This window comes from Rhabdaerophilum sp. SD176, assembly GCF_030143245.1.
In the GTDB taxonomy this organism is placed as follows: domain Bacteria; phylum Pseudomonadota; class Alphaproteobacteria; order Rhizobiales; family Beijerinckiaceae; genus Rhabdaerophilum.
On sequence record NZ_JARJNS010000002.1, the window covers coordinates 179,953 to 205,632 of the forward strand.

At 64.6% G+C, this 25,680-nt stretch carries 29 protein-coding genes; 13 read left to right on the top strand and 16 right to left on the bottom strand.

All coding sequences use genetic code 11. The features are described 5' to 3' along the window. Positions 1 to 75: 75 nt before the first annotated feature. Positions 76 to 399, bottom strand: a complete 324-nt coding sequence (locus tag P0652_RS04580; RefSeq protein ID WP_284177589.1) for a DUF1476 domain-containing protein — start codon at positions 397 to 399, stop codon at positions 76 to 78. A 264-nt stretch (positions 400 to 663) separates the two neighbouring features. On the opposite strand from P0652_RS04580, the gene purC reads away from it, so the two are divergent. The 3 genes from purC to purQ all read left to right on the top strand — a co-directional run bounded on the left by purC (position 664) and on the right by purQ (position 2,494). After that, positions 664 to 1,458 carry a phosphoribosylaminoimidazolesuccinocarboxamide synthase gene (purC, locus tag P0652_RS04585; protein WP_284177590.1) on the top strand — a complete coding sequence of 265 codons (795 nt, stop codon included), beginning with the start codon at positions 664 to 666 and terminating at the stop codon, positions 1,456 to 1,458. A gap of 110 nt (positions 1,459 to 1,568) precedes the next feature. Further along, the gene (gene purS, locus P0652_RS04590; RefSeq protein ID WP_284177591.1) at positions 1,569 to 1,811 is read left to right on the top strand and encodes a phosphoribosylformylglycinamidine synthase subunit PurS; all 243 of its coding nucleotides are present in this window, start codon (positions 1,569 to 1,571) and stop codon (positions 1,809 to 1,811) included. After that, entirely contained in the window at positions 1,811 to 2,494 is a 684-nt protein-coding gene (gene purQ, locus P0652_RS04595; RefSeq protein WP_284177592.1) for a phosphoribosylformylglycinamidine synthase subunit PurQ, read from the top strand. Before purS ends, purQ begins: the two co-directional genes overlap by 1 nt. Positions 2,495 to 2,501: 7 nt before the next feature. Here purQ and ispG read toward each other — a convergent pair whose 3' ends face one another. Next, positions 2,502 to 3,770, bottom strand: a complete 1,269-nt coding sequence (gene ispG, locus P0652_RS04600; RefSeq protein WP_284177593.1) for a flavodoxin-dependent (E)-4-hydroxy-3-methylbut-2-enyl-diphosphate synthase — start codon at positions 3,768 to 3,770, stop codon at positions 2,502 to 2,504. After that, complete coding sequence (locus P0652_RS04605) at positions 3,767 to 4,393, bottom strand: Fur family transcriptional regulator (RefSeq protein ID WP_284177594.1); 627 nt, start codon at positions 4,391 to 4,393, stop codon at positions 3,767 to 3,769. Before P0652_RS04605 ends, ispG begins: the two co-directional genes overlap by 4 nt. Before the next feature lie 45 nt (positions 4,394 to 4,438). Between P0652_RS04605 and P0652_RS04610 the strand changes: the two genes are divergently transcribed. Continuing rightward, positions 4,439 to 5,221: a 3-hydroxybutyrate dehydrogenase gene (locus P0652_RS04610; protein WP_284178011.1), complete on the top strand. Its 783-nt coding sequence runs from the start codon at positions 4,439 to 4,441 to the stop codon at positions 5,219 to 5,221. Next, positions 5,218 to 6,246, top strand: coding sequence for a patatin-like phospholipase family protein (locus tag P0652_RS04615; protein ID WP_284177595.1), 1,029 nt, complete (start codon positions 5,218 to 5,220; stop codon positions 6,244 to 6,246). Before P0652_RS04610 ends, P0652_RS04615 begins: the two co-directional genes overlap by 4 nt. A gap of 16 nt (positions 6,247 to 6,262) precedes the next feature. Here the strand turns inward: P0652_RS04615 and P0652_RS04620 are convergent, their stop codons facing one another. Both P0652_RS04620 and P0652_RS04625 read right to left on the bottom strand, forming a co-directional pair. Beyond that, on the bottom strand, positions 6,263 to 9,370 hold the full coding sequence (locus P0652_RS04620) for an efflux RND transporter permease subunit (protein WP_284177596.1): 3,108 nt from the start codon (positions 9,368 to 9,370) through the stop codon (positions 6,263 to 6,265). A gap of 4 nt (positions 9,371 to 9,374) precedes the next feature. Next, on the bottom strand, positions 9,375 to 10,436 hold the full coding sequence (locus tag P0652_RS04625; RefSeq protein ID WP_284177597.1) for an efflux RND transporter periplasmic adaptor subunit: 1,062 nt from the start codon (positions 10,434 to 10,436) through the stop codon (positions 9,375 to 9,377). Between the two features lie 189 nt (positions 10,437 to 10,625). Between P0652_RS04625 and P0652_RS04630 the strand changes: the two genes are divergently transcribed. Next, positions 10,626 to 11,294 (top strand): class I SAM-dependent methyltransferase, encoded by a 669-nt coding sequence (locus tag P0652_RS04630; protein WP_284177598.1) that lies wholly within the window; start codon positions 10,626 to 10,628, stop codon positions 11,292 to 11,294. 8 nt (positions 11,295 to 11,302) lie between these two features. Here the strand turns inward: P0652_RS04630 and P0652_RS04635 are convergent, their stop codons facing one another. Next, positions 11,303 to 11,692 carry a DoxX family protein gene (locus tag P0652_RS04635; protein ID WP_284177599.1) on the bottom strand — a complete coding sequence of 130 codons (390 nt, stop codon included), beginning with the start codon at positions 11,690 to 11,692 and terminating at the stop codon, positions 11,303 to 11,305. 233 nt (positions 11,693 to 11,925) lie between these two features. Here P0652_RS04635 and P0652_RS04640 point away from each other — a divergent pair, with 233 nt between their 5' ends. Genes P0652_RS04640 through P0652_RS04650 form a run of 3 tightly spaced genes read left to right on the top strand, consistent with a single transcriptional unit; the run spans position 11,926 to position 14,274 of the window. Beyond that, a complete protein-coding gene (locus P0652_RS04640) occupies positions 11,926 to 12,333 on the top strand; it encodes an META domain-containing protein (protein WP_284177600.1) in 408 nt (135 codons plus the stop codon). 52 nt (positions 12,334 to 12,385) lie between these two features. Then, positions 12,386 to 13,135, top strand: a complete 750-nt coding sequence (locus P0652_RS04645) for a FadR/GntR family transcriptional regulator (protein ID WP_284177601.1) — start codon at positions 12,386 to 12,388, stop codon at positions 13,133 to 13,135. Between the two features lie 20 nt (positions 13,136 to 13,155). Continuing rightward, positions 13,156 to 14,274, top strand: coding sequence for a mandelate racemase/muconate lactonizing enzyme family protein (locus tag P0652_RS04650; protein WP_284177602.1), 1,119 nt, complete (start codon positions 13,156 to 13,158; stop codon positions 14,272 to 14,274). A gap of 267 nt (positions 14,275 to 14,541) precedes the next feature. On the opposite strand, the gene groL is transcribed toward P0652_RS04650, so the two are convergent. The 4 genes from groL to P0652_RS04670 form a co-directional block, all read right to left on the bottom strand. Next, complete coding sequence (gene groL / locus P0652_RS04655; RefSeq protein WP_284177603.1) at positions 14,542 to 16,179, bottom strand: chaperonin GroEL; 1,638 nt, start codon at positions 16,177 to 16,179, stop codon at positions 14,542 to 14,544. A gap of 46 nt (positions 16,180 to 16,225) precedes the next feature. Further along, positions 16,226 to 16,543 (bottom strand): co-chaperone GroES, encoded by a 318-nt coding sequence (groES, locus tag P0652_RS04660; protein WP_284177604.1) that lies wholly within the window; start codon positions 16,541 to 16,543, stop codon positions 16,226 to 16,228. A gap of 166 nt (positions 16,544 to 16,709) precedes the next feature. Continuing rightward, entirely contained in the window at positions 16,710 to 17,597 is an 888-nt protein-coding gene (locus P0652_RS04665; protein WP_284177605.1) for a DMT family transporter, read from the bottom strand. After that, complete coding sequence (locus tag P0652_RS04670) at positions 17,594 to 18,367, bottom strand: sulfite exporter TauE/SafE family protein (protein ID WP_284177606.1); 774 nt, start codon at positions 18,365 to 18,367, stop codon at positions 17,594 to 17,596. The genes P0652_RS04665 and P0652_RS04670 overlap by 4 nt, the downstream gene beginning before the upstream one ends. Before the next feature lie 165 nt (positions 18,368 to 18,532). Here P0652_RS04670 and P0652_RS04675 point away from each other — a divergent pair, with 165 nt between their 5' ends. Further along, positions 18,533 to 19,948, top strand: a complete 1,416-nt coding sequence (locus tag P0652_RS04675; RefSeq protein WP_284177607.1) for a polysaccharide biosynthesis protein — start codon at positions 18,533 to 18,535, stop codon at positions 19,946 to 19,948. Here the strand turns inward: P0652_RS04675 and P0652_RS04680 are convergent. Next, positions 19,941 to 20,738: a protein phosphatase CheZ gene (locus P0652_RS04680; RefSeq protein WP_284177608.1), complete on the bottom strand. Its 798-nt coding sequence runs from the start codon at positions 20,736 to 20,738 to the stop codon at positions 19,941 to 19,943. The genes P0652_RS04675 and P0652_RS04680 overlap by 8 nt on opposite strands. A 362-nt stretch (positions 20,739 to 21,100) precedes the next feature. Here P0652_RS04680 and P0652_RS04685 point away from each other — a divergent pair, with 362 nt between their 5' ends. Then, positions 21,101 to 21,868, top strand: coding sequence for a L,D-transpeptidase (locus tag P0652_RS04685; protein WP_284177609.1), 768 nt, complete (start codon positions 21,101 to 21,103; stop codon positions 21,866 to 21,868). Positions 21,869 to 21,954: 86 nt separating this feature from the next. Here P0652_RS04685 and P0652_RS04690 read toward each other — a convergent pair whose 3' ends face one another. The 4 genes from P0652_RS04690 to P0652_RS04705 form a co-directional block, all read right to left on the bottom strand. Continuing rightward, entirely contained in the window at positions 21,955 to 22,665 is a 711-nt protein-coding gene (locus tag P0652_RS04690; protein WP_284177610.1) for a DUF2076 domain-containing protein, read from the bottom strand. A gap of 138 nt (positions 22,666 to 22,803) precedes the next feature. Further along, a complete protein-coding gene (locus tag P0652_RS04695; RefSeq protein WP_284177611.1) occupies positions 22,804 to 23,373 on the bottom strand; it encodes an NUDIX hydrolase in 570 nt (189 codons plus the stop codon). Between the two features lie 167 nt (positions 23,374 to 23,540). Then, positions 23,541 to 23,714, bottom strand: coding sequence for a Flp family type IVb pilin (locus tag P0652_RS04700; protein WP_284177612.1), 174 nt, complete (start codon positions 23,712 to 23,714; stop codon positions 23,541 to 23,543). 249 nt (positions 23,715 to 23,963) lie between these two features. Further along, positions 23,964 to 24,140: a Flp family type IVb pilin gene (locus P0652_RS04705; protein WP_502947474.1), complete on the bottom strand. Its 177-nt coding sequence runs from the start codon at positions 24,138 to 24,140 to the stop codon at positions 23,964 to 23,966. Here P0652_RS04705 and P0652_RS04710 point away from each other — a divergent pair. Further along, on the top strand, positions 24,136 to 24,285 hold the full coding sequence (locus P0652_RS04710; RefSeq protein WP_284177614.1) for a hypothetical protein: 150 nt from the start codon (positions 24,136 to 24,138) through the stop codon (positions 24,283 to 24,285). The genes P0652_RS04705 and P0652_RS04710 overlap by 5 nt on opposite strands. A 101-nt stretch (positions 24,286 to 24,386) precedes the next feature. Here P0652_RS04710 and P0652_RS04715 read toward each other — a convergent pair whose 3' ends face one another. Further along, a complete protein-coding gene (locus tag P0652_RS04715) occupies positions 24,387 to 24,560 on the bottom strand; it encodes a Flp family type IVb pilin (RefSeq protein ID WP_284178012.1) in 174 nt (57 codons plus the stop codon). Between the two features lie 574 nt (positions 24,561 to 25,134). Here P0652_RS04715 and P0652_RS04720 point away from each other — a divergent pair. Further along, entirely contained in the window at positions 25,135 to 25,608 is a 474-nt protein-coding gene (locus P0652_RS04720; RefSeq protein ID WP_284177615.1) for a pilus assembly protein N-terminal domain-containing protein, read from the top strand. Positions 25,609 to 25,680 lie beyond the last annotated feature (72 nt).

The following is a 25,680-nucleotide window of genomic DNA, read 5'->3' on the forward strand; positions in this document are numbered from 1 at the left end:
GCGCCACCCGGGAGGGAGGCGCCCATCATGCCGAGATTTGAAATGCTGACCAGCCCCAAAAGGCCGGTGGCGTCGTCAGGTGCCGGCCTGGATTTCCTCGATGGCCTTCGCCATCAGTTCGTCCATCGTGCGGCGGACGACGTGGTCCGATACATCGAGCTTCGCGGCATCGAGATCAGCGCGCACCTTGCGGAAGACATCGTCGTCGCCGGCTTCCTCGAAATCGGCCATGACCACGGTCTTGGCATAGGCCTCGGCATCGGCGCCGTCCTTGCCGAGCTGCCCGGCGACCCAGAGGCCCAGCAGCTTGTTGCGGCGGGCAGCGGCCTTGAACTGGAGCTCCGCGTCATGCGCGAACTTCTTCTCGGCGGCATCCTTGCGATTGTCGAATGTCGTCATGTCAGGGTTTCTCTCGTTAGGCCAAAGGGACGCTGAGCCTCCGGTGCGGGGCACGCACGATCGGGCTGTGCTTGGGAATAGGGATCCGATGCCCGGAAATCAATGGTTGTTAAATCCGGTTATTCGGCGTCGCAACATTGTAACCGCAGGCCGGATCGGCTAGGGTCCGGATCAGCCGGGGGCTTTACCGACGCGACGTTGCGCCAAAATCCCCCGAGCCATCGCCGTTGCCGGCGCTCATTCAGAAAAGGAGCCACGGCACCAATGGATTTCATGAAACCACGGTACATCCCGATGAATCGTCGCCGTCGCATTTATGAGGGCAAGGCGAAGGTCCTCTTTGAAGGTCCGGAGCCGGGCACGCTGATCCAGCATTTCAAGGATGACGCGACCGCGTTCAATGCCAAGAAACACGAAGTGATCGATGGCAAGGGCGTGCTCAACAACCGCATCTCCGAGTACATCTTCAACCAGCTCAATGCGATCGGCGTGCCGACGCATTTCATCCGCCGGCTGAACATGCGCGAGCAGCTGATTCGCGAGGTCGAGATCGTGCCGCTCGAGGTTGTGGTGCGCAATGTCGCCGCGGGCTCGCTGTCGCAGCGCCTCGGCATCGAGGAAGGCACGCAGTTGCCGCGCTCGATCATCGAATTCTACTACAAGAATGACAAGCTGAACGACCCGATGGTCTCGGAAGAGCACATCACCGCCTTCGGCTGGGCGACGCCGCAGGAAATCGACGACATCATGGCGCTTGCCATCCGTGTCAATGACTTCCTGACCGGGTTGTTCCTCGGCGTCGGCATCCGCCTGGTCGACTTCAAGATGGAATGCGGCCGGCTCTACGAGGGCGACATGATGCGCATCGTCGTCGCCGACGAGATCTCGCCGGATTCGTGCCGGCTCTGGGACATCAAGTCAGCCGACAAGATGGACAAGGACCGGTTCCGCCGCGACATGGGCGGGCTGATCGAGGCCTATTCCGAAGTGGCGCGCCGCCTCGGCATCCTGACCGAGGGCGACAATCCGAAATCCTCCGGGCCGAAACTGGTGCAGTAACCCCCGCTCCGGGTTGCTTCGCGCCGCACAAGCGATTAATCGGGACGCCATCAGGCGTCCCGTTTTGTTTCCGGGCCGCCGCCGCGGAAAGTCTGCCAGACGAGGATGCCATGAAAGCGCGCGTGACGGTGACCCTGAAGAACGGCGTTCTCGATCCGCAGGGCAAGGCGATCGAAGGCGCGCTGAAGAGCTTCGGCCTCGAGGGGATCGACAGCGTCCGCCAGGGCAAGGTGTTCGATATCGAAATCGCCACCCAGGACAGGAGCCGCGCCGAGGCCCTGCTCAAGCAGGCCTGCGAGAAGCTGCTCGCCAATCTCGTGGTCGAGAATTACACGGTCGAGGTGCTGGGGTAATGCGCGCCGCTGTCATCACCTTTCCCGGCACCAACCGCGATGGCGACATCGCCCGCGCGCTCCGGATGGCCGGGGCCGAGGTGATCCATAGCTGGCATGCCGACCATGACCTGCCGGCGGGCACCGATCTCGTCGTTTTGCCGGGCGGCTTCGCCTATGGCGATTACATGCGCACCGGTGCGATTGCCGCGCGCGCCAACATCATGGATGCGGTGCGGGCCCATGCGGCGCGTGGCGGCTATGTGCTCGGCGTCTGCAACGGGTTCCAGATCGCCTGCGAGGCGGGGCTGCTGCCGGGCGTGCTGATGCGCAATGCCGGGCTGAAATTCGTCTGCCGCATGCAGCATCTGCGGGTTGGCCGGGTCGATACCGCCTTCACGCGCCAGTATGCGGCCGGGCAGGTGATCAAGGTCTGCATCGCGCATGGCGAAGGTAATTATGTCTGCGACGACGAAACCTTGATGCGGCTCGAAGCGGAGAATCGCATTGCCTTCCGCTATTGCGATGCCTCGGGTGATATCATGCGGGAGAATCCGAATGGCTCCCGCCATGCGATTGCCGGCATCTATTCGGAGAATCTCCGCGTGCTCGGCATGATGCCGCATCCGGAAAACCTCGTGGAATCGCTTGTGGGTGGCACGGACGGGCAAGGCCTGTTCGCCAGCCTCGCCGTGGCGGGCTGAGGCCGCCTCACACCCCGAAGCGCTTCTCGATATATTCGCCGACCAAGGTCTTGAACTCGGCGGCGATGGCCGGGCCGCGCAGGGTCATGGCTTTCTGCCCGTCGATGAAGACCGGGGCGGCCGGGGTCTCGCCGGTGCCGGGCAGGGAGATGCCGATATCGGCATGCTTGGATTCGCCGGGGCCGTTCACGATGCAGCCCATCACGGCGACATTCAGCGTCTCGACGCCGGGATAGCGCGTCTTCCATTCCGGCATCGAGGCCACGATCCAGTCCTGGATGTCGCGCGCGAGTTCCTGGAACACGGTGGAGGTGGTGCGGCCACAACCCGGGCAGGCCGCGACCTGCGGCACGAAGGTGCGGAAGCCCATGGTCTGCAGGAGTTCCTGCGCGGCGCGCACCTCGAGGGTGCGGTCGCCACCCGGTTCCGGCGTCAGCGAGAAGCGGATCGTGTCGCCGATGCCTTCCTGCAGCAGGATGCCGAGCGCGGCCGAGGAGGCGACGATGCCTTTCGAGCCCATGCCGGCCTCGGTCAGTCCGAGATGGAGCGCATAGGTCGAGCGCTGGGCCAGCATGCGGTACACGGTGATGAGATCCTGCACGGCCGAGACCTTGGCGGAGAGGATGATCCTGTCCGCGCCGAGGCCGATCTCCTCGGCCCGTTCGGCCGACAACAGGGCCGATTGCACCATCGCCTCGCGCAGGACGGCGCGGGCCTCAAGCGGCTGGGCGGACCGGGCATTCTCGTCCATCAGGGCGGTCAGCAATTCCTGGTCGAGCGAGCCCCAGTTGGCGCCGATCCGCACCACCTTGCCGTAGCGGATCGCGGCTTCGACAATGGCACCGAACTGGCGGTCCTTCTTTTCCCTGAAGCCGACATTGCCGGGATTGATGCGGTATTTGTCCAACGCCTCGGCGCAGGCGGGGTGATCGGCCAGCAGCTTGTGGCCGATATAGTGGAAATCGCCGACCAGCGGCACGTTGACGCCGCGCTGCAGCAGTTTTTCACGGATATGCGGCACCGCGGCGGCGGCCTCGTCGCGGTCGACCGTGATGCGGACGATTTCCGAGCCGGCCCGGGCAAGGGCGGCGACCTGCTTCACCGTGGCGTCGATATCGGCCGTATCGGTATTGGTCATGGACTGCACGACGACCGGAGCCGGCTGGCCGGCCACCAGACCGCCGACCTGGACCTCGCCGACGCGGACGCCGGTTGTGCGGTGGCGCGGGGCGGCTCCGAAAGCGGCCAGCGGCGGCAGGGGGCGGCTGTCATTCACGGCGTTCGGTCCTCGTCTGACGGGTGGGTCTGGCAATGGCGGCAGATGCCCGCCAGCTCGATGACCTGCCGGCGTGCGGCAAAGCCATGGCCCTGTGCGAGGCGGGCCATCGCCTCCGAAAGCGGGGCGGCGACGGCTTCCTCGACGTGCTGGCAGGCCTCGCAGATCAGGAAGACCACCTTCTCGCCGCTGCCATGACGATGCGGGCAGGCGATGAAAGCGTTGAGCGATTCGAGCCGGTGGATGAAGCCGTTCTCGCGCAGGAAATCCAGCGCGCGGTAGATGACGATCGGGGCCGGGCCTCTGCCGCCACCGGGGCGCAGTTGCTCGATAATGTCATAGGCACCGAGCGGGCGTTTCGCTTCGGCCAGCACCTCGAGCACGGCCCGGCGCTGCGGGGTGAGCCGCAAGCCGCGCTGGCGGCAGGTTTCCTCGGCACGCGCCACGGTTTCCGCGGCCGGAATGGCATGGCCGGCGCAGCAGGCCGCCTCGCCGGCGTGATCATGGGCATGATCATGGCGGTGGGGAGCGTGGGATTGGGCAGCGCGCGAAGCCATGGTTTCTCTATAATGCCGAAATCGCGGCAAAGCGAGATCGTCGCCATGGATATTGCGGCGCAGCATGATAAAACGCCTCGATCCATTGAAGGAGGACAGGAAATGGCGGGAATGTTCCAGGGCAAGGTGGCCATGGTGACGGGGTCAACGAGCGGTATCGGCCTTGCCATGGCGCGGGCCTTCGCAGCCGAAGGTGCCGATGTCATGATCAACGGCCTCGGCGATGCCGCCGAGATCGAGACGATCCGGCGCGGTATCGAGACGGAATTCGGCGTGAAGGCCGGCTATCACGGCGCCAACATGCTCAAGCCGGCGGAGATCCGCGACCTCGTGGCCGGGACGGAATCGAAGCTCGGGCGGCTCGATATCCTCGTCAACAATGCCGGCATCCAGTTCGTCTCGCCGGTCGAGGATTTCCCGGACGAGAAATGGGACCAGATCATCGGCATCAACCTCTCCTCCGCCTTCCACACGATCAAGGCTGCGGTTCCGGGCATGAAGGCGCGCGGCGGCGGGCGGATCATCAATCTTTCCTCCGCCCATGCGCTGATCGCCTCGCCGTTCAAATCGGCCTATGTCGCGGCCAAGCACGGGGTGACCGGCCTGACCAAGACGGTCGCGCTCGAACTCGCGCAGAGCAAGATCACCGTGAACGCGATCGCGCCGGGCTATGTCTGGACGCCGCTGGTCGAGCGCCAGATCCCGGACACGATGAAGGCCCGCAACATGACCGAGGACGAGGTCAAGAAGAACGTGCTGCTCGCTGCCCAGCCGACGAAGGAATTCGTCACCGTGGAGCAGGTGGCGGCCCTGGCGGTCTATCTCGCCTCGCCGGTCGCGGCCTCGATTACCGGCACGACCATCTCGATGGATGGCGGCTGGACAGCGCAATGAGCGCGCGCAAGTCGCTCAATCTCGCCTTGCAGGGTGGGGGCGCCCATGGCGCCTTCACCTGGGGCGTGCTCGATGCGCTGCTCGAGGATGAGCGTCTCGAGATCCGCGCGATCAGCGGCAGCAGTGCCGGGGCGATGAATGCTGTCGCCCTCGCCGAGGGCATGAGCGAAGGCGGCCGCGAGGGCGCGCGCGAGCAGCTCCGCGCCTTCTGGACGCGCATTTCCGATGGTGCCCGCTATTCGCCGATCCAGCGCACGCTGGCGGACCGGCTGTTCGGCCTCTGGGATATCGAGCAGACGCCCGGCTTCCTGTGGTTCGAATGGATGACGCGGGTCGCGAGCCCGTACGAGACCAACCCGCTCGACCTCAACCCGCTGCGCGATGTGCTGCAGGCGGAGATCGATTTCGGCAAGGTGCGCGCCTGCGGGCAGACGCAGCTCTTCATCGCCGCCACCAATGTCCATACCGGGCGGGTGACGATCTTCGACCAGAAAAAGCTGACGGCCGAGCATGTGCTGGCCTCGGCCTGCCTGCCCTCGCTGTTCCAGGCGATCGAGATCGACGGCGTGCCCTACTGGGATGGCGGCTATACCGGCAACCCGGCTTTGTTCCCGCTCTTCCAGGCCAATGACAGCCGCGACCTGCTGATCGTGCAGATCACCCGGATGATCCGGAAGGAATTGCCGAAAACGGCGCGGGCGATCGAGAACCGCCTGAACGAGATCACGTTCAACGCGCCCCTGCTGGCGGAGTATCGCGCCATCGAATTCGTGCAGCGCCTGCTGGAGGAGAACCGTGTCCCGACAGAGCGCTACCGCAACCTGCTGCTGCACCGGATCGATGCGGACAAGGCCCTCGGAGATCTCGCCGCATCCTCGAAGGTGAATGCCGAGAAGGGGTTTATCGAGTTGCTTTTTGCCCGGGGCCGGAAAGCCGGGGAAAGTTGGCTGGCGAAACATTTCGACGCGATCGGCCGGGAATCGACCTTCGATATCGCTGCCCTCCTTCGGAGCGCGAAGGGGTAGGCGATCCTGGTCAGCGTCAGGCTGTGACCGCAGCGAGGCGGCGCGCGCGCCGGCGGGCGCGCCATGCGGCGCCATTCGCCACCAGCTGCAACGCCGCCGGGGTGACGATCAGCGTCAGCACGGTTGCGAAGGAGAGGCCGAACAGCATCGCGGTCGAGAGCTGCACCCACCATTGCGTGGCGGGCGCGCCGACGCTGATATCGCGCAGGACGAAGTCGATATTGATGCCGAAGGCAATCGGCGCAACACCGAGTACCGAGGAGGCGGCCGTCATTACGACCGGGCGCGCGCGCTCGGCGCAGGTTTTGAGGATGGCCTCTCGGGCGGCCAGCCCGTCGCGGCGCAGCATGTCGTAGGTGTCGATCAGCACGATGTTGTTGTTCACGATCACGCCGGCCAGGCTGATGATGCCGAGCCCGGTCATCACCACGCCGAAGGGCTGGTCCATCACGATCAGCCCGATGAATACGCCGATCAGCGCCAGCACCACCGAGGAGAGGATCAGCCCGACGCTGGTGAAGGAATTGAACTGCGCCAGCAAGATGGCGAAGATCATGAACAACGCCGCCCCGAAGGCCTTGGTGAGGAAGGCGGAGGCCTTGGCCCGTTCCTCATCCTCGCCCTTGAGCCGGAAGAAGACGCCATCGCCGAGCTGGAGCTTGCCGAGCGCTTCGGTCACTTCTTTCTGCACCTCGGCCGATTGCGCCCCGGCAGCGAGATTCGCCGAGATGTTGATGACGCGGGTGGCGTTCACGCGGTTCAGCGTCCCGACAGAGCGCGTCGCCTCGCGCTTGACGAGGGTGCCGATCGGCACCGGGCCGGCCGGCGTGTTGACGAGCATCTCGTCGAGCTGGTCGAGCGAGCGGCGGCCGGGCGGGAAGCGCAGCAGCACATCCACGGATTTGTCGGCCGTGGCGGGGCGATATTCCGTCAGCTTGACGCCATTGGTGACGAGCTGGACTGCCGTGCCCACCGTGCCGGCGCCGGCACCGACCTTGGCGGCCTCGCCGCGGTCGAGGCGCAGGGTCCAGTCAATGCCGGGCAGGGGCAGGCCGTTATCGAGATCGGTAATGTCAGGCCGGGCAGCGAGCATGGACGCGACCTTCTTTGCCGCGCCATCCAGCAAGGCGGGGTCGAAGGCGGACAATTCGATCTGGATCGGCTTGCCGGTGGGTGGGCCGGCCTTTGGCTTGGTGACCGCGATTTCGATGCCGGGAATATCGGCCGTCTTCTGGCGGATATCCTCCATGATCTCGGTGGCCTTGCGGCGCTTCTGCCAGTCGATGAGCTCGAACTGCATCAGCCCGATCGTATCCGGGGAAAGCTCGTCATTGCCGCCGCGCGCCATCTCGCCGAGGCGGGTATAGACGGTCTGGATCTCGCTCATGCCGAGCAGGCGCTGCTCGACCTGCCGGACAATCCTGTCCTTCTCCATCAGGCTGAGATTGCCGCGCGCCCGGACCTGCACCAGCGCGTAATCCGGCTCGACCTCCGGGAAGAACTCGACGCCCTTGCCCACCTTGGCATGGATCATCGGAATGGCGACCAGCATCGCGATGGTGAGCAGGATCGTCTTTCCGGGATGGTCGAGCGCGAGGCTGACGGCACGCATATAGGGGCCCCGGCGTGACAAGGCGGCGCCATCCTCCGGCGTGCCGGACTTCCCGATCAGCGCGCCGATGGCCGGCACGAAGAACAGCGCATAGACAAGGCTTGCCGCAAGCGTGGCGATCAGCGTGAGCGGCAGATATTTCATGAATTCGCCCACAATGCCGGGCCAGAAGAGCAGCGGCGAGAAGGCGGCAACGCGGGTTGTGGTGGCGGCGAGGACAGGGCCGGTCATCCGGCTGGCGGCAAGGGCGTAGGCCTCTTTGGGTGCGACACCCTCGGCCATGCGGCGCTCGGCGAATTCGGTCACGATAATCGCGTCATCCACCAGCTCGCCGACCGCGAGGATGAGCGAGAACAGCACGACGATATTCACCGTCAGGCCGGAGAGCTGAAGCGCCAGGATTCCGGCGAGGAAGGAGAAGGGCACGGCCAGCCCGACCAGCAGCGAGGCGCGGAAGCCGAGTGTGGCGAGGATCACGATGGCGACGAGCAACACCCCGGAAATCACGGAATTCTGCAGGTCGCCCAGCATGGTGCGGATGGTGATCGAGCGGTCCTGCGTGGTCGAGAGCTCGATCGTGGCGGGCAGGAGCGGCCGCGCCTTCTCGAGCACGTATTTCACCCCGTCGACCGTGTCGATCAGGTTGGCGCCGGCGCGCTTGGCCACCTCGATCGTGATGGCGGGCTTGCCGTCAACGCGGGTGATGGTCGTCGCATCCTTGAAGGTCGGGCGGACCTCGGCGACATCGCCCAGCCGGACCACCGCGCCGGCATTGGCGAGGATCGGAAGGTCGAGAATATCCTGCGGGCGCTCGATCAGGCTCGGCACCTTGACCGCGAAGCGGCCGGACTGGTTCTCCAGCGAGCCGGCAGCAATCAGCGTGTTCGAGCCGGAGACGATGCGGATCAGATCGTCCAGCGACACGCCATAGGCGGCGAGCAGGGTCGGCTCGACGATGATCTCGACCACCTCGTCGCGCGCGCCTTTCAGTTCGGCGGAGAGCACACCCGGCACCTGCTCGATGGCGGTGCGGAGCTGGCGGGCGAGCCGGACCATGGTCTGTTCCGGAACCTCTCCCTTCATGGCCACGATGATGACCGGGAAGAGCGAGAGATTGACCTCGACCACCTTCGGCTCATCGGCATCGCGCGGCAGGTCGCGCTTGGCATCATCCACCTTGGCGCGGACATCGGCGATGGCGCGGCGGGAATCGAAGCCGGGCTGAAACTCGAGCAGAACGAAGCCGCCGCCCTCGAAGGCGGAAGCGCGCATCTCCTTGACATTGGCCACGGATTTCAGCTGCGTCTCGAGCGGGCGGAGGATCAGCCGTTCGGCATCCTCCGGTGAGATGCCGCGCTGCGTGACCGAGACATAGACGATGGGCACCTGCACATCGGGCTCGGCTTCCTTCGGAATGGAGAGATAGGCCGAGATACCCGCCACCAGCAGGAAAAGCATGGCGGCGATGGTCAGCCGCGCATGGGTGATGGAATACTGGATCAGGCCGTTCATGCGGTCACGTCCCGGATTCCGGCACGGCCTCGACCTTCTGGCCCTCGCGGATAAACTCCTGCCCTCGGGTGATCACCCGTGTTGTCCCGGAGAGGCCGGAGACCCAGAGATGGGTTTCCTCATCATCGACAAGGGTGACAGGGACGAATTGCACGATATTGCCGGCATCGACGATCCGGAGGCCGAGCTGGCCTTCCGCTGAGAAGGTCAGCGCGGAGCGCGGCACGCGCGCGGCCGGCACCGGCGCGAGCACCAGCGCGACCTCCGCGGCGATCCCATCGGCGATAGCGCCATCCGGGTTGGCGAATTCGACATCGACGCGGTAGGTGCGCGTCACGCCGCCGGGACGGCGGGCGACGAAGCGTACCTTGCCCTGCCGGGTCTCGCCGGTGACGAGGCGGATCTCGGCGGGATCGCCGACACGCACACCGGCAAGGCGCCGCTCGGGCAGTTCCACCACGGCGAGCATCGGATCGGGCGCGATCAGCTCGGCCACCGCGGCACCGGATTGCATGGTCTGGCCGACTTCTGCCGGCAGGTCATTCACCAGGCCGGCGATTGGGGCGAGGATAGCCGCGCGGAGCAATTCCGCCTCGGCGGTGGCCAGGAGCGCCTCGGCAGCCTGTTTCTCGGCGCGGAGCTGCTCGAGATTGAGCGTCGGGTAATTACCGCGCTTCGCCAGCGATTCGCGGGCTTCCAGTTCGGCCGCCCGCTGGGCCAGGCGGGCGCGGGCCTGCGTGACATTCGCCTCGCGCGCCTCATCGGAAAGCTCGGCGATGAGATCGCCCGGCTTGACGAGACTGCCGCGCCGCACGGCGACGCGGGTGACGAGCCCGTTGGTCCGGGCGGAGACGATCACGCGCTGGTCGCTCTGCGTCCGGCCGGTGATCACGTAGCGGCGGCTGTGTTCGGACACGCCGACATCGGCGACATTCACCCGGAAAGCGGGTTTGCCGGAATCGGTCCGGGCCGGCGGCGCATAGGTGGAGGGGCGCAGATAGCCCGAGCCGATCCAGAGGCCGGTCAGGAGAACAACGGTCAGAGCGGTCACGCGCGCCCAGAACATCGGGGGCCTTTCTTGACAGGAATCGAGCCTGGCCGCACGGGTTCAACCGATCGCCAGCGATCGATCCGTTATCACGCCTCGCGCGCAGTGTCAGGCGAACATGACATTGCGGGTCCGGACGGTGCGGTTTTGTTTGCTATCATGGTGAAAGATGGCCGGAACTTGTCCGAGCTCCGGCGGGAGACAGAAATGACAGTCCTGCCCTGCGCCACCGAGGCCGAGCGCGCCGCCTTCATCCGGGCCGAGACCGGGATCAGCCCGGTCCCGCATGTGCCGGAGATCCGGCTGCATGTGGCGCATGAGGCGATCGCCCTCTGGCAGAAAACCGAGGAGGAGTTGCAGGAAATGGGCCTGCCACCGCCCTTCTGGGCCTTTGCCTGGGCCGGCGGGCAGGGGCTGGCGCGCTACCTGCTCGATCATCCGGCAGAGGTGGCCGGGCGGCGCGTGCTGGATTTCGCCACCGGCTCCGGGCTGGTGGCCATTGCGGCGGCGATGGCGGGTGCCGGGTCCGTGCTGGCGGTCGATATCGACCCGTTCGCCGTGGTTGCTTCCCGCCTCAATGCGGCGGAGAACAGCGTGACGATCGAGGCTGCACAGCGTGACGTGATCGGGCTGGACGAGGGCTGGGAGGTGATTCTGGCCGGCGATGTCTGCTACGAGCAGGCCATGGCGGCTCGGGTGCTGGACTGGCTCGAAGGGCTCCGGCAGCGCGGCGCCCGCGTGTTGCTGGGCGATCCCGGACGGAGCTACCTGCCGAAGCAGGGGCTGTCGGAACTCGCCGCCTACGAGGTGCCGGTGGTCGGTGCGCTCGAGGACCATGCCATCAAGCGCACCGTTGTCTGGACCCTGGCGGGCTGAAGAGCCGGTCAGCGGCGGCGGGCATCCAGCGAGAAGGCGCCGGCGCCGGCCACGAAGATTGCCAGCATGCCGCCGGTCATGGCGACGTTCTTGAAGAACAGGATCGCCTGCATCGGATCCGACAGCTTGCCGTGGAAGAGCACGCCAGCCATCAGCGTGAAGCCGGCCAGGGCCAGAGCGGCGAGGCGCGTCTGGTAGCCGATGATCAGCAGCAGGCCGGCGCCGAGTTCGAGGGCGATCACCAGCGGCAGCAGCATGCCCGGCACGCCGAAGGCTTCCATGTATTTCTGGGTGCCGGCAAAACCGCCGATCTTGTTGTAGCCACCGAGCACGAAGGGAATCGCGACAAGGATGCGGCCAGCCAGAAGGGCGAGGTTGGTGAGAGCGGGGTTGTTCATGATGGATTTCCTGAAGAAGGTGTTGGCGGAAAGTCGTAGCTGGCGCGAAGAAAGCAGAAAATTTGCAAAATTCAAGCGATAAAATAACCTTTAAAATTGCATTTTTGCATGATTTATATTCGAATGTATCAGCCCACCTCGCGTCCATGTGATTGACCTCCGGCCTGAATCGCGCAACCTGTCCACGAGCAACCAATTCGGCGAAATGCCTGTCCTGCCTGCGGATCCCTTCCATGACGCCCGCCCTCGCACGCCTCATCCTTGCTGCCGGCCTTTCGTTCTCCGCCACTCTCTCGGTTCCCGCCCAAGACCTTTCCGGGCAATCCTGGCTGGTCGTCTCGATGGCCGGCGGGGAGTTGGCGCTACAGCCGCCGGCGACCTTCCAGTTCGAGGCGGGAGGGCGGGTTTCGGGAAGCACCGGCTGCAACCGCTTCATGGCCAGCTATGTCCGCGAGGGCGAACGCCTGCGCTTCACGCAAGCCGCCGGCACGCGGATGGCCTGTCCTGCCGGCCTGATGGCGCAGGAACAAAGGTTCCTGTCCGCGCTTGGCGAAGTCACGCGGGTCGAACCGGTCGGGCAGGGCGTGCTGATCCTTGCCGGTGAACGGGGTGAGTTGTTCCGGCTGGTTCCGCTTCGCTGAGGCGAGCCCTCGCCGCTTGACAGTGAATCATCGTATCATACGATGATTCCCCATGAAAACCGGGAGGAGTATCCATACCCAGACGGTCGAGACGATCGCGGGCTGGATCATCAATGGACGCTTTTCGGTGGGTGAGAACCTGCCCATCGAGCCAGCCATCTGCGCCGAGCTCGGGGTCAGCCGCACGGTCGTGCGGGAGGCGATCAAGACGCTGGTCGCCAAGGGGCTGGTCTCCACCGGGCCCCGGATCGGCACGAAGGTGCTGCCGCAATCCTGCTGGAACCTGTTCGATGCCCGGGTGATCGAGTGGCGGCTCGAATGCGGGGTCGATGCAGCTTTCGTGAAGGACCTGATGGAGTTGCGTCTCGCCATCGAGCCGGCCGCTGCCCGGCTTGCCGCGCGGCGCGAGCCGGCCTCCGAGCGAGGCCTGGTGCGTGATCTCTACCGACGCATGGAGCAGGCGGCCGCCAGCCAGACCTTCCGCGAGGATCACATGGAGGCGGATCTTGCCTTTCATGTCGGCATTCTGCGGGCCACCGGCAACCAGTTCTTCCTCTCGCTGGTGCCGCTCATCTCCTCGGTGCTGCGGGTGTCGTTCCGGCTGTCGACAGGGAGCCTCGAGGCGGTCGAGCAGGCCCTGCCGGTGCATCGCGCCGTGGCAGAGGCCATCGCCGCGGGCGATGGCGACCGCGCGGCCCGGCACCTGACACAGATGATCGAACATGCACGGGAGGAGATCGAGGCCGTGGCCTTTCCCCGCCCTGCCGTTTTGCCCGCGTCTTCGCCAGATATGCCGACCTGACACCGAACCGGAGCCTTCCCATGCGCATTGCCCGCGTCGATCCGTTCATTCTTCATGTCCCCGTCACGGGCGGGTCGATCCGGGATTCCACCCACACCGTCACGCATTGGGGCGTGGTTGGCGTGCGGATCGTGACGGAGGACGGGCTCGAGGGCTATGGCTATACCGGCACCCATGCCCATCTGCCTTCGGACCGGCTGATCACGTCCTGCATCCGGGATTGCTATGCCGAGCTGCTCATCGGCGAGGAGGCGGCCGATATCAGCAGGCTCTGGATGAAGCTGGCGCGCTTTCCGGCGCTGCAATGGGTTGGCCGGGCCGGCATCACCCATCTCGCGCTGGCGGCGGTGGATGTTGCCCTGTGGGATCTCAAGGCGAAGGCCGCCGCCCAGCCGCTCTGGGCGTTGCTCGGCGGTGCGGCGCGGCCGCGGCAGGAAGCCTACAATACCGATATCGGGTGGCTATCGCTCAGCCTGCCGGAGATCATTGACGGGGCCCGCCATGCCATCGAGGTGCTGGGCTTCCGGCGGATCAAGGTCAAGGTCGGCCATGCCGATCCGGTGGTCGATATCCGCCGGCTCGAGGCCGTGCGCGAGGCGATCGGCCCGCATGTGACCATGGCGATTGACGGCAATGGCAAATGGGATCTGCCCACCTGCAAGCGCTTTTGTTCGCTGGCAAAGGATCTTGACCTGCTCTGGTTCGAGGAGCCGATGTGGTATGATGATATTGGCTCGCATGCCGAGCTGGCGCGCAATACGGCGATCCCGGTGGCGCTGGGCGAGCAGCTCTATACGGTCGATGCCTTCCGCGCCTTCATCGCTGCCGGTGCGGTGCATTGGGTCCAGCCGGACGTGACCCGGCTCGGGGGCATCACCGAATACCTGCAGGTGGCCGATCTTGCCACGGCCTATCGCCTGCCGGTGGCGCCGCATGCCGGCGAGATGAGCCAGGTCCATGTGCATCTGGCCTACTGGCATTCCGGCACGCCGGTGCTGGAATACATTCCCTGGATCAAGGATGCCTTCGAGGAACCGGCCGAGGTGCGGGACGGACATTTCCTGCTGCCGCAACTGCCCGGTGCCAGCACGACGCCGACGCGTGAAGCGTGGGAAAGGTTTGCGAAGCCGGTTGCGTGAGCGGGTGGCCGGCGCCATCGGTCAAATGTAAAAAGGCCCGGTTTCCCGGGCCTTTCCATATGTTCCGTCGGGGGATGGATCAGAAATCCATCCCGCACCAATCCCGGCTGTTGCCGGGATTGGATTGATTTTTTCCCGGCATCCTTTCCGCGCGAAACCGGTTTCCACTTTCGCGCCCGGATGCCGTGGGCGGATGGATCAGAAATCCATCCCGCACCAATCCCGGCTGTTGCCGGGATTGGATTGACCCTGACTTGGGCGGATGGATTAGAAATCCATCCCGCCCATGCCGCCACCCGGCATGGCCGGGGCGGGGCTGTCCTTCTTCGGGGCTTCGGCGATCATGGCTTCCGTCGTGATCAGCAGGCCGGCCACCGAGGCGGCATCCTGGATCGCGGTACGGACGACCTTGGTCGGGTCGATGATGCCGGCCTTGACCATGTCGACGAACTCGCCCGTCTGGGCGTTGTAGCCGTCATTGTAGCCCTTGGCCTCGACGAGCTTGCCGACGATGACGGCAGCGTCGTCACCGGCATTGTCGATGATCTGGCGAGCCGGCGTGGTGAGCGCCTTCTTGACGATCTCGATGCCGATCTTCTGGTCTTCGTTAGCCGGCTTCAGCTTGCCGATCGCGCCAGCAGCACGCAGCAGAGCCACACCGCCGCCCGGCAGCACGCCTTCTTCCACCGCAGCGCGGGTGGCGTTCAGCGCGTCATCCACGCGGTCCTTCTTTTCCTTGACCTCGATCTCGGTCGAGCCGCCGACGCGGATCACCGCGACGCCGCCCGCGAGCTTGGCCAGGCGCTCCTGGAGCTTCTCACGGTCGTAATCGGAGGTGGTTTCCTCGATCTGGGCCTTGATCTGCGAGACGCGGGCCTCGATTTCCTTCTTCTTGCCGGCACCGTCGACGATCGTGGTGTTCTCCTTCTCGATGCGCACCTTCTTGGCGCGGCCGAGCATGGGGAGCGACACGTTCTCGAGCTTGATACCGAGATCTTCGGAGATCATCTGGCCGTTGGTGAGGATCGCGATGTCCTCGAGCATCGCCTTGCGGCGATCGCCGAAGCCCGGAGCCTTCACCGCCGCGACTTTCAGGCCGCCGCGCAGCTTGTTGACGACGAGGGTGGCAAGCGCTTCGCCTTCCACGTCCTCGGCGACGATGACGAGCGGCTTGCCGGTCTGGACGACCGCTTCAAGCACCGGCAGCATCGGCTGGAGCGAGGAGAGCTTCTTTTCGAAGATGAGGATGTAGGGATCGTCGAGTTCGGCGATCATCTTCTCGGCGTTGGTGATGAAGTACGGCGAGAGATAGCCGCGGTCGAACTGCATGCCTTCGACGACATCGAGTTCGGTCTCGGCGGTCTTGGCTTCCTCGACGGTGATGACGCCTTCGTTGCCGACGCGCTGCATCGCTTCCGCGATCATCTTGCCGACCGAGGTGTCGCCATTGGCCGAGATGGTGCCGACCTGGGCCACTTCGTCGTTCGAGGTGACCTTCTTGGAGTTCTTCTTCAGGTCGGAAACGACAGCGTCAACCGCCATGTCGATGCCGCGCTTCAGATCCATCGGGTTCATGCCGGCGGCCACCGACTTGGCGCCTTCCCGGACGATCGCCTGGGCGAGAACGGTTGCGGTGGTGGTGCCGTCACCGGCATGGTCGTTCTGACGGGACGCGACTTCGCGAACCATCTGGGCGCCCATATTCTCGAACTTGTCCTGCAGTTCGATTTCCTTGGCGACCGTCACGCCGTCCTTCGTGATGCGCGGGGCACCGAAGGACTTCTCGATGACGACGTTGCGGCCCTTCGGACCGAGCGTCACCTTCACGGCATTGGCGAGGATATCCACGCCGCGCAGCATCTTGTCGCGGGCGTCGCTCGAAAACTTAACGTCTTTCGCAGCCATAGGTCTTTACTCCTGAATTGTTGTAACGGGGGGTGGTCCGAAGCCCTCAGGCAGCCTTCTTGGAGGCCGCGCCGGTTTCGATCACACCCATGATGTCGGATTCCTTCATGATCAGGAGATCCTCGCCATCGATCTTGACTTCCGTGCCCGACCACTTGCCGAACAGGATGCGGTCGCCGACCTTCACGTCGAGCGGGATCAGCTTGCCGTCATCGCCACGGGCGCCGGCACCGACGGCGATCACTTCGCCTTCCTGGGGCTTTTCCTTGGCGGTGTCCGGAATGATGATCCCGCCCTTCGTCTTTTCTTCGCTGTCGATGCGCTTCACGACGACACGGTCATGCAGGGGACGAAACTTCGTCATGGTGTCCTCTCAGGGTTTCACTTTCGGGGGCTTTCCCGGCTGGCGCCGGCTGGCGGAACCGTTCCGCCCGGCCGGCTGCCGGGGAGCAGCCTGGATCTTTAGCACTCACTCTGAACGAGTGCTAACGCGATATGGGATCGTGAAATCGCGGAGTCAAGAGCCGATATCACGGGCCGGGAGCGATGGGCGGCACGCCGGCGGTTTTTTGTTCGCGCATGGCTAACGCCGTGCCGGCGACGATCAGCAGCGTGCCGGCAAGGGTGGCCAGGCCGGGAATTTCGCCGAAGACAAGGAACCCGAGCAATGCGGCATAGATCAGGGCAGAATACTCGGCGACAGCGAGCTTCGAGGCTTCGGCGCGCTTGAAGGCCATCCCCATCAGCAGATGCCCGGCCACGCCCATGACCGCGATGCAGGCATAGATGGCAAGGTCCCATCCGGGCGGCGGAACCCAGAAGGCGGCAGCGGGCGCTGCCATCAGCACTGCCGGAACGATATGCTGGAAAGCGACGATGGTGATCAGCGCATCCTGCTGCGCACGCTGGCGCAGCAAGGTGAGCGAGAGCGCATAGGTGACGGCGGAACCGATGGCGGCGAGCACGCCGGGCAAGGGCAGGGTGCGGCCGCCGGCGCCCTGGCCGAGCACCATGACAACCATGCCGCCGAAGCCGATGGCGAGGCCAACCAGCAGGCGCGGCACAAGCTGCTCCTTCAGCAGTAAAATGCCGAAAGCCGTCAGGAAGAGCGGCGAGAGGAAGGAGAAGGCGATGGTCTCGGCGAGCGGCAGTGTCTGAAGAGCGTAGAAGAAGCTCGTCGCCGTGACGAGCCCGATGACCCCGCGCAGGAGGTTGGCCTTCACCGCCTCACGGCTGGGCCTGCCGGGCTGCATCCAGAGCCAGAGACTGCCGGCGACGACGAGGCCGAAAGCGAAACGCAGGAAGACGAGCTGCACGGTCGGATAGCGCGCGCCGACGATCTTGATCAGCACATCCATGGCACTCAGCACGCCGATGGCGAGGATGGCCAAGGCCATGGGCGGCAGGCGGGCGATCATGGCCAGAGCGCCTTCACCGAGACGAAGATCAGCCGCGCGCCGCCGAGCACCAGCAGGATGTTCGTGATCAGCAGGATCGCCTCGCGGGAGAGGTGCTCATGCAGCCGGATGCCGAGCATCACGGCCAGCGGAATGACCGGTGCCAGCAGCAGGGCGGCTGCGGCGGTTTCCGGCCGCGCCGCCATCAGCAGGCCGTAGGGCCCGAGCTTGATCAGGTTGCCTATCGTGAAGATCGCCGTGTTGGTCCCGACGAAAAGGCGTTTGTCGACGCCGCGTCGGACGAGATAGATCGCGATCGGCGGCCCGCCCGCATGGGCGATGAAGGTGGTGAAGCCGGAGGCCGCGCCGGCCAGCAGGCCGAGGCCGAGATGCGGTGGCTTGCCCCCGGCGATCTGCCCGGCCTGCCGCTTCCAGAACCATTGGGCGGCGAAAACGAGGCTGATTACCCCGATCAGCAGGCCGACAAGCCGCGGATCCACTGTTTCGAACAGCCACCAGCCGAGGCCCAGCCCTGCGATCAGGCCGGGAACGAGCAGGCGGAGATCGGGTTTGGACCAGCTCGAGGGTCCGAAGGCACGCAGGGTGAACATGTCCATCAGCACGACGAGCGGCGCGACAATGATCGCGGCGCCGATCGGATCGATGAAGAAGGAGAGCATCGGCACGCCGAGCGAGGCCGCGCCGCCACCGAACGCGCCCTTGGAGAAGGCGATCATGGCGATGGTGCCGAGCCCGACGATCCAGAAGACCGGATCGGGCGCAAAGCGCATCACGCCTTCCTGAAGAAGCGCGGGAAAGGTCACGGGGGAACCAGTGCGAAAACGTGCGTTGCCGTCTTTCTAGGCGCTCGCCGGGGGCCATGCAACCGGAGCGGTGGACGGGGCCCGCGCCGGGCTTGCCATTTGTGGCCCAAAGGGGAGATTGACGATATGGGAATGTCTGCCGCCTTCGTCCTGTCCGCGCTTGTGCAGTTCCTGCTCGGGCTGGTGGTTGCCTGGCTGCTCGGCCCGGCGGAATTCGGCGCCTATGCGCTGGCCGTGGCTGCGGGCATCCTGCTGCAGACCCTGTGTTTCGAATGGCTCCGCCTCGCAGCAACGCGGTTCTTCCATGCCGGGGCAGCCGGGCTGCGGCGCCGGCTGGTCCTGGCCTTTCTCGCCTCGATGGCCTTGGCACTGCTTCTGGCTGGGCTCGCCTTGCCGTTGCTGCCCGGCGGGCGGCCCGGCCTTGCGGCGCTCGGCGTCGGGCTGGCGCTCGGGGCCGGCTTCCTCGATCTCGTCGCGGCGATGCTGCGCGCGCGGTTCCGCGAGGCGGATTATGCGCGCGTTCTGCTCGTCCGGAACGCGCTTGGCATCACCCTCGTGCCGCTGGCCGCCGGCCTCGGGGGAACGGCCGAAGCGGCGGCTTCGGCGCTTCTTGCGAGCCTCCTGGTCGCGGCCATCGCGGCGTGGCGCCTCGAAGCGGTTCGGTTCCAGCCGGAGGAGGCGGTGGAGCCGGCGCCCCCGCTGCCATCGCTTTTCGCCATGGCTGGCTATTCCGGGCCGGTCGTGGTGACGAATCTCCTCTATCTCGCCCTGTTCTTCGGGTTACGGAGCTGGGCAGCCCTGACCGGTGGCCTTGCCCTGGCGGGGCAGGTCAGCCTTGCGCTGGATTTCGTGCTGAAACTCTTCACGACCTTCGGTTCCGCGCTCGACCTCTGGCTGTTCCAGCGGGCCGTGCAGTCATCACGCGAGAGCGGCTCCGAAGCGGGGCAGGCGCAGCTCGGCCGCAACCAGGAGATGGTGCTGTCGCTTCTTCTGGCGATGGCGCTCGGGCTGCTCCTGGTGATCGACGCGCTGGAGGTGCTGCTGGTGCGGCCGGATTTCCGGGGCCTGTTCGGGCATGCCGTGATGCTGCTGACGCCGGGCATCTTCCTCTATGCGCTCATCCAGTATGCGGTGCACCCTTATGCGCAGCTGGCGGAGCGGACCGGAACCCTGCCGGTCACGGCGCTGGCTGTCGTGGTGCTTGCGGCCATGGGCGGCGGGGTGCTGGCCTTGTGGCCAACAGGCATGAGTGGGGCCGGGATAGCCGGGATCGGGCTGGTTCTTGCCGGCTCGATGGCAGCGGGGCTGCTGTTCCTGGCCGCGAGAAGCCCCGGCTATCAGGCGCCGTCGCCGCGCTTTCTCGGCCGGTTGACCGTGGCTCTGCTCGCCATGGTGCTGCCGGTGGCGTTGCTGCGGCAATGGAGCGGCGGCCTGCCCGGGGCCTTCGCCGCAATGGCACTCGGGGCGGCCGGTTTCGGGATGGCCGCCTGGCTTGTCGATCTCGCCGGGTTGCGGCAGGTCCGCCTGCCGCGCCGCGCTGTCAGTTGAAGAGGGCGTCGATCGCGCTCTGGTCGACATGATCCTCGGAATTGACCGGAACCGGGCCGGTCAGGAGCGCCGCGCTGCCTTCGGTCGCGCGCTCTTCCTCCTTCACCTGGATTTCCGCCTCAATGAGGTCATGCAGGGCCTGCAGCCCGCCCCAGGCATCGATCATCCGGTGGATCCGGCTCTCGATGAAATTCAGCGTGTCGACAACGCGGCTGACGCGCTGGCCGCTCAGATCCTGGAAGTTGCAGGCCATGTAGATCGTGGTGATCCGGTCCGCGATATCCGCCGCCAGTGCCTTGGCATTGTCCAAGGTGGTCTCGCTCTGGATGGCGCCGGCAATGGTCTCGATGTTTTCGGCCGCCGCGAGGATGTCGTTGGTGGCCTGCTCCGTCTGGCTGACGACGGTGGTCAGTTCCAGAGCCGCGATATCGACACCGCCGATATTGCTGCCAACCTTGATCGCGGCGAGCTCCTTCTTGGTGCCGCGGATCGCTTCGTCGATCTCGCCGATATCGGCGCGGAGATTGGTGACGCTCTTCAGCTCGGTCCGGTAATTGTCGCTCAGGTTCTCGATAATGCCGCGCAGCGGCGCGACCAGAGAGCGAAGTGCCCGCAATTCTTCGAGAATCGGCCCCGAAATAGCTTCAGCCTGCTGGCCGGCGGCAATGGCCATCGGCTCAGCCGGGGCCAGATCGATCGCCTCCGGCATCACGAAAGAAGGCGCGGGGATCTTGATGGCCGGCCGGGGGGTGCCGCCCTCGATACGGAAACGCCGTGCACTATCGCTCATAGGGATTTGCCTTCTGCATCACTCAGGCTGATCTTTTCCTTCACAAGTTAAACTTAGGTTCATGCGTTCATTGTTCTGTTGAAATAATTCATTAATCATAAATATGGCGTGAAATGACATGGTTTTCTGAAAATAAAAAATTAACCCTAAAGGCAATGGTTTACAGGAAATTCCATGTTTACTTTCCATTATCCAACAAAATTAGCCAAACAGTTGGCTCCTTGCGCGAAATCTCGGCGAAGACCGCATGTTCTGTCGGTCAGGAGAGCCAGAAAGGGTCTCCCTGGTTGCGAGGATGAATGATGAAACACCCCAGATTATGCACTGCCGCTGCTCCCCGGGCCCGGGCCGCCGGCGCGTCCATGGCCCTGACCCTCGTCTCCCTGCTGCCGCTTGCCCTGGCCGTTTCGCTGCCGGCCGAGGCCGATCCCTATCGTGGCGGCAACAATCTTGGCGGCGGCTTCATCGAATTCATGATGACCGGCGCGGCGCCGGGTCCGCGCCATGGCGGTGCGATCTACAATGTGCCGCCGCAGCCGGGCTACACGCGGCCGGTTCCCGCTCGCCCCGCCCAGCAGCATGCGCTGGCCAACCCCTATCTCGAGGATGAGCCGCTGCTCCAGCCGGGCCTCGCCCCGCGCGGGCCGCGCCGTGACCGATCCCCTGCGCCGATCGAGCCCGGCTTTGATTCGCGTTACGAGAAACAGGAAGTGTCCTATCCCGGCAACCATGCGCCCGGCACGATCGTGATCGATACGCCGAACAAGTTCCTTTATCTGGTGAAGGGCAATGGCCGCGCGCTCCGATATGGCATTGGCGTCGGCCGGCCTGGCTTCGAATGGGCTGGCATGAAGACCGTCTCGATGAAGCGGGAATGGCCCGACTGGCGGCCCCCTGCGCAGATGCTCAAGCGTCGCCCTGACCTGCCGCGCCACATGGCGGGCGGGCCGGAAAACCCGCTCGGCGCGCGGGCACTCTATCTGGGTTCGTCGCTTTACCGTATCCACGGCACCAACGAGCCGGAGACGATCGGGCGGGCAGTGTCGTCCGGCTGCATCCGCATGCGGAACGAGGATGTGATCGACCTCTATGGCCGCGTTCGCGTGGGCACGAGGGTCGTCGTGATCTGACGCCGGCGGCGTTTTCAGCTTGCCACCAGCAAAAAAGGGCCCCGTTTCCGGGGCCCTTCCTGTTTCATCGCCCGGCGATCAGGGGCTCAGACGTCGTAGCTGTCGCCACCGCCGTCATCGAAGCCGAAATCGCCGCCATCGTCGTAGTTGGCATCGTCATAGCCCGGCTCCTGCGGGGCCGATTCCGAACCCTGCTGTGCTGCCGGCGCGGCGGCGGGATTCTGGGCCGGGTTGCTTGCCGCATGGGCTCCGCCACCACCGAACGCGCTCGACAGGATGTTGCCGAGCATCATGCCGCCGGCCACACCGGCTGCCGCTGCGGCCGCCGTGCCGAGGAAGCCCATGCCCTGGCGCTGGGCGCCGGCCTGCTGGCCCCATGGGCCGGCTGCCGGAGCAGGCTGGTTCTGCTGGCCACCCCACGGGCCCGGGGCTGCTGCCATTTCGCGGTTGCGCTGGCCATAGGCCGGCTCGGCACCGGCAGGCTGGCGCTGTGGCTGGGGCTGGGCCCCGCCGCCGAACAGGCCGGACAGGAATCCGCCGGACTGGGCGGGCGCTGCGGCCGGCGCCTGTTGCTGGAGGCGCGTATTTTCGGCCTGAAGCTGCTCGATCTGCTGCTGCTGGTTGAGAAGCGCCTGCTCCTGCACGTAGATGGACTGTGCCATCGCATAGGGTGCGTAAGGCTGCTGGCGGAGAAGGTCGGCGATATAGCGTTCCACTTCGGGATCGCGCGGCTGGTTCGCGACATTGCGAAGGCGCTCGAAAATCCCGTCGATCACGGCACGCTCTTGCGGATTCATCAGAATGCTCCCTGGCTCGGTTGTCTCTCCCTGACAACGCGACCCAAGACATAGAGACGCATTTTGACAAATTTCAGGGGGTAGCCGGATTTTTTCGTGTCCATGCCCGCTGAGCCATGCGCTGGCGCACAATCCGGTTCAGGCTGAAAGCCGGTCCAGCCGCCGGAAGGCGCGGGGCGACACCTCGGCCAGCGCGCCGATCGGGTGCCAGCGTGCGGCGGCGACCTCGTCCAGCTGGGCGGCGAGTGGCGCGTGTCGATCGGCCACGAATACGAATTGCAGGTCGTGATGGATATGGGGGCGCTCGCCGCGCGCCGCCTTGCCCGGCACATCATGGCTGTCGATCACGAAGGGTTTGTCGCCGCCACCATGCCAGGGATGGAGCACGAGCGCGGCGAGGCCGGTCTCCTCCTCCGCCTCACGCCGGGCGGAATGCCAGAATTGCTCTGCCGGTTCATAATGGCCGCCCGGCTGCAGCCACCGTTTCAGGGTGAGATGGTCGATCAGCAGCGTCGAGCCGAGATCGGGCGAGACGATGATCGCGCTCGTGGTCAGGTGGCCGGGATAGGTTTCCCGGCTTTCAAGCCGGTGCCGCTCGGCCATCTGCCAGCGCAGCAGCGAGAGATGCTCGCCGGGTTCGGCGGTTTGCGCGAGATAGGCCTCGATGACCGGCGTGAGACGTTCGAGAAACCCGGGTTCATGCTGCATATCCGGCTACCTTTTCCCTCCGCTCGGTGTCCGGCGAGGCCATGGCATGGTGCTTCATGAAAGGAAAGCCATTCCGATCCGCCCCGGAGAAGGCCCGGCAACAAAAAAGCGGCCGCTTCGGGCCGCTCCTCTGTTGCCGATGATCGGCAATATTGATCGGTTTCCGCTTACTTGGTCTTGGTCTTCAGCGTATTGCCGATATTGGTGAAGGCGGTCTTCAGGTCACCGCCGAAAGTGCCAAGCGCGGTGATGATCGCCGCAGCCATCAGGGCGGCGATGAGGCTGTATTCGATCGCGGTGGCGCCGGATTCATCGGCGGCGAAACGCTTGAAAACTGACATTGTCTTGCTCCAGATCTTGTTTGACGATCCTTCTGTTTTCCAGAAGGCCTCTTCCGCTCCAAGGAAGATGCGGTCTTTGTAACATTCGAATTGTCTGAAATTCTTAACGGGATAGCTGAAAGCCAAAAAACAGAGGTGCGTTTCGGAGCAAGGTTTCCGCTTGATGAAGATCGCGTTTGAAAATCGTGCAAACAAAAGAAGGCAGAGTTTCCTCTGCCTTCGTGGTTCAAGAAGCTAGGAGCTTCGATTTTACTGGGACGCCGTGCCCAGCTTCGTACCGATATTCGCAAAGGCGGTCTTCAGGCTGTCGCCGAATGTGCCGAGCGCCGTGATGATCGCCGCGGCCATCAGGGCGGCAATTAGGCTGTATTCAATGGCAGTGGCGCCGGAACGATCGCGGAGGAAACGGTGGACGAGCAACATGATGAAATCCCAATTTCTTGATGAAAATCGCTCCCAGTTCCTGGAAGCGGCATCACTCATCGGGCAGATTTCTGGCGAATTTCTTAATTCGATCGGCGAGGGGCCGGTAGCCGTCGCCCGGCCTGCCAGCAGCGTTTTCGCTTCGTGAATAGATCGGCGGTCAGTGATTTTCGTCGAACTGATGGTGGGCCGAAAAGAAAAGGCAGGGCGCGAGCCCTGCCTTTCGGAACCGGCTGAAGCGGGAAAACCTTACTTGGTGTTGTTCTTCAGCGTGTTGCCGATGTTGGTGAAGGCGGTCTTCAGGTCGCCGCCGAAAGTGCCGAGGGCGGTGATGATCGCGGCGGCCATCAGGGCGGCGATGAGGCTGTACTCGATCGCGGTGGCGCCGGACTCATCCTTCACGAAACGGTTGAAAATCGACATGGTAGGCTCCTTACTCTGTTGCTCCAGGTTTCCGATCGCCTGCTCTTTCCGAACCAGTGCGTCTGAACCGAAGCCGACATTAGCGGCCGATTCTTTCGCCGCGGTTAATTTAGAAAATGATTCCACCATGTAATCACGGCGGTCATCGACATCATTAAAAATGATAAAATCCAACCAATACTCAATACCTGACGCTCAATAGGTTGGTTAATGGGAAGTGAAAGAATTCGAATACTGACTGTTATCATCGGATTGATTGATACATAACAAGATAGACTTCTGAATTTTCGGACAAACATGTCCGCCCTTATTCTCGCTGCAGCGCCGCTCTCTTCACGGAAGCCGGAGTCCGGGCCTGCCGATCGCGATGGAATTGCCCGCGCAAGCCCGGATTCATTTCCGTCAAATTTGATTGATCTCCGGGCGAGATCCAGGGGCAGCACCGGAATTTACCGAACATTCACCCTGTTGCGGCAGATTGGAAGGAATCCGGTCAGGGTCTCGTGCCCCCGGCCTTGCGGGAAAGACAGTGATGTTCGGTTTTGTGCGTTCGACCTCTCGGCAAATTCGGGCCATGGCGTTTCTTGCGGCAGGCCTGATCCCCTTCACGCTGGCCAGCCTTCCGGCCCAGGCTGAACAGCCGGCGGTCGAGACGATCAGCCTGGTGATGGACCACGCCAAGCTCGTGAAGCTGCCTGGTGGCGCGGATACGATCGTGATCGGCAACCCGGCCATCGCGGATGTCACCGTGCAGAAAAACGGCGTGCTGGTCCTGACAGGGCGGGCGGCCGGGCGCACCAACTTCATCGCGCTGAACGCCGCCGGCAACATCATCTCGGAATCCATGGTCACGGTGACCGTGCCGAGCGCCGGGCGGGTGCTCGTCCAGCGCGGTCTCGAGCCGAGCAGCTATGATTGCGCACCGCTTTGCCTGCCCACCGTGGCGCTTGGCGACGAGGAAAAGCATTTCAACCGCTCGGTTGACCAGGCGCAGCGGCGTGACGGCATGGCCAACCAGTCGGCGACCGCGCCGGGCGCCAAGAAGTAAGCTCTCGACCGTCCACCGCGTGATGCTGCCTCCCCGAGGTGAGGTGCTGTTCCAGCAGATACGGCACGTGTG

Excerpts from the sequence above, each read along its gene's own strand:
- P0652_RS04645 (WP_284177601.1), top strand. The coding sequence starts at position 12,386 with ATGAAAACCGGGAGGAGTATCCATACCCAGACGGTCGAGACGATCGCG.
- P0652_RS04665 (WP_284177605.1), bottom strand. The coding sequence starts at position 17,597 with ATGATCGCCCGCCTGCCGCCCATGGCCTTGGCCATCCTCGCCATCGGC.
- P0652_RS04620 (WP_284177596.1), bottom strand. The coding sequence starts at position 9,370 with ATGAACGGCCTGATCCAGTATTCCATCACCCATGCGCGGCTGACCATC.
- groES (WP_284177604.1), bottom strand. The coding sequence starts at position 16,543 with ATGACGAAGTTTCGTCCCCTGCATGACCGTGTCGTCGTGAAGCGCATC.
- P0652_RS04680 (WP_284177608.1), bottom strand. The coding sequence starts at position 20,738 with ATGAGCGATAGTGCACGGCGTTTCCGTATCGAGGGCGGCACCCCCCGG.
- P0652_RS04640 (WP_284177600.1), top strand. The coding sequence starts at position 11,926 with ATGACGCCCGCCCTCGCACGCCTCATCCTTGCTGCCGGCCTTTCGTTC.
- groL (WP_284177603.1), bottom strand. The coding sequence starts at position 16,179 with ATGGCTGCGAAAGACGTTAAGTTTTCGAGCGACGCCCGCGACAAGATG.
- P0652_RS04615 (WP_284177595.1), top strand. The coding sequence starts at position 5,218 with ATGAGCGCGCGCAAGTCGCTCAATCTCGCCTTGCAGGGTGGGGGCGCC.
- P0652_RS04695 (WP_284177611.1), bottom strand. The coding sequence starts at position 23,373 with ATGCAGCATGAACCCGGGTTTCTCGAACGTCTCACGCCGGTCATCGAG.
- P0652_RS04685 (WP_284177609.1), top strand. The coding sequence starts at position 21,101 with ATGGCCCTGACCCTCGTCTCCCTGCTGCCGCTTGCCCTGGCCGTTTCG.
- P0652_RS04700 (WP_284177612.1), bottom strand. The coding sequence starts at position 23,714 with ATGTCAGTTTTCAAGCGTTTCGCCGCCGATGAATCCGGCGCCACCGCG.
- P0652_RS04720 (WP_284177615.1), top strand. The coding sequence starts at position 25,135 with ATGGCGTTTCTTGCGGCAGGCCTGATCCCCTTCACGCTGGCCAGCCTT.
- purQ (WP_284177592.1), top strand. The coding sequence starts at position 1,811 with ATGCGCGCCGCTGTCATCACCTTTCCCGGCACCAACCGCGATGGCGAC.
- P0652_RS04580 (WP_284177589.1), bottom strand. The coding sequence starts at position 399 with ATGACGACATTCGACAATCGCAAGGATGCCGCCGAGAAGAAGTTCGCG.
- P0652_RS04710 (WP_284177614.1), top strand. The coding sequence starts at position 24,136 with ATGATGAAATCCCAATTTCTTGATGAAAATCGCTCCCAGTTCCTGGAA.
- P0652_RS04715 (WP_284178012.1), bottom strand. The coding sequence starts at position 24,560 with ATGTCGATTTTCAACCGTTTCGTGAAGGATGAGTCCGGCGCCACCGCG.
- P0652_RS04610 (WP_284178011.1), top strand. The coding sequence starts at position 4,439 with ATGTTCCAGGGCAAGGTGGCCATGGTGACGGGGTCAACGAGCGGTATC.
- P0652_RS04635 (WP_284177599.1), bottom strand. The coding sequence starts at position 11,692 with ATGAACAACCCCGCTCTCACCAACCTCGCCCTTCTGGCTGGCCGCATC.
- P0652_RS04605 (WP_284177594.1), bottom strand. The coding sequence starts at position 4,393 with ATGCTGCGCCGCAATATCCATGGCGACGATCTCGCTTTGCCGCGATTT.
- P0652_RS04650 (WP_284177602.1), top strand. The coding sequence starts at position 13,156 with ATGCGCATTGCCCGCGTCGATCCGTTCATTCTTCATGTCCCCGTCACG.
- P0652_RS04670 (WP_284177606.1), bottom strand. The coding sequence starts at position 18,367 with ATGCGCTTTGCGCCCGATCCGGTCTTCTGGATCGTCGGGCTCGGCACC.
- P0652_RS04630 (WP_284177598.1), top strand. The coding sequence starts at position 10,626 with ATGACAGTCCTGCCCTGCGCCACCGAGGCCGAGCGCGCCGCCTTCATC.
- purC (WP_284177590.1), top strand. The coding sequence starts at position 664 with ATGGATTTCATGAAACCACGGTACATCCCGATGAATCGTCGCCGTCGC.
- P0652_RS04625 (WP_284177597.1), bottom strand. The coding sequence starts at position 10,436 with ATGTTCTGGGCGCGCGTGACCGCTCTGACCGTTGTTCTCCTGACCGGC.
- purS (WP_284177591.1), top strand. The coding sequence starts at position 1,569 with ATGAAAGCGCGCGTGACGGTGACCCTGAAGAACGGCGTTCTCGATCCG.
- P0652_RS04675 (WP_284177607.1), top strand. The coding sequence starts at position 18,533 with ATGTCTGCCGCCTTCGTCCTGTCCGCGCTTGTGCAGTTCCTGCTCGGG.
- P0652_RS04690 (WP_284177610.1), bottom strand. The coding sequence starts at position 22,665 with ATGAATCCGCAAGAGCGTGCCGTGATCGACGGGATTTTCGAGCGCCTT.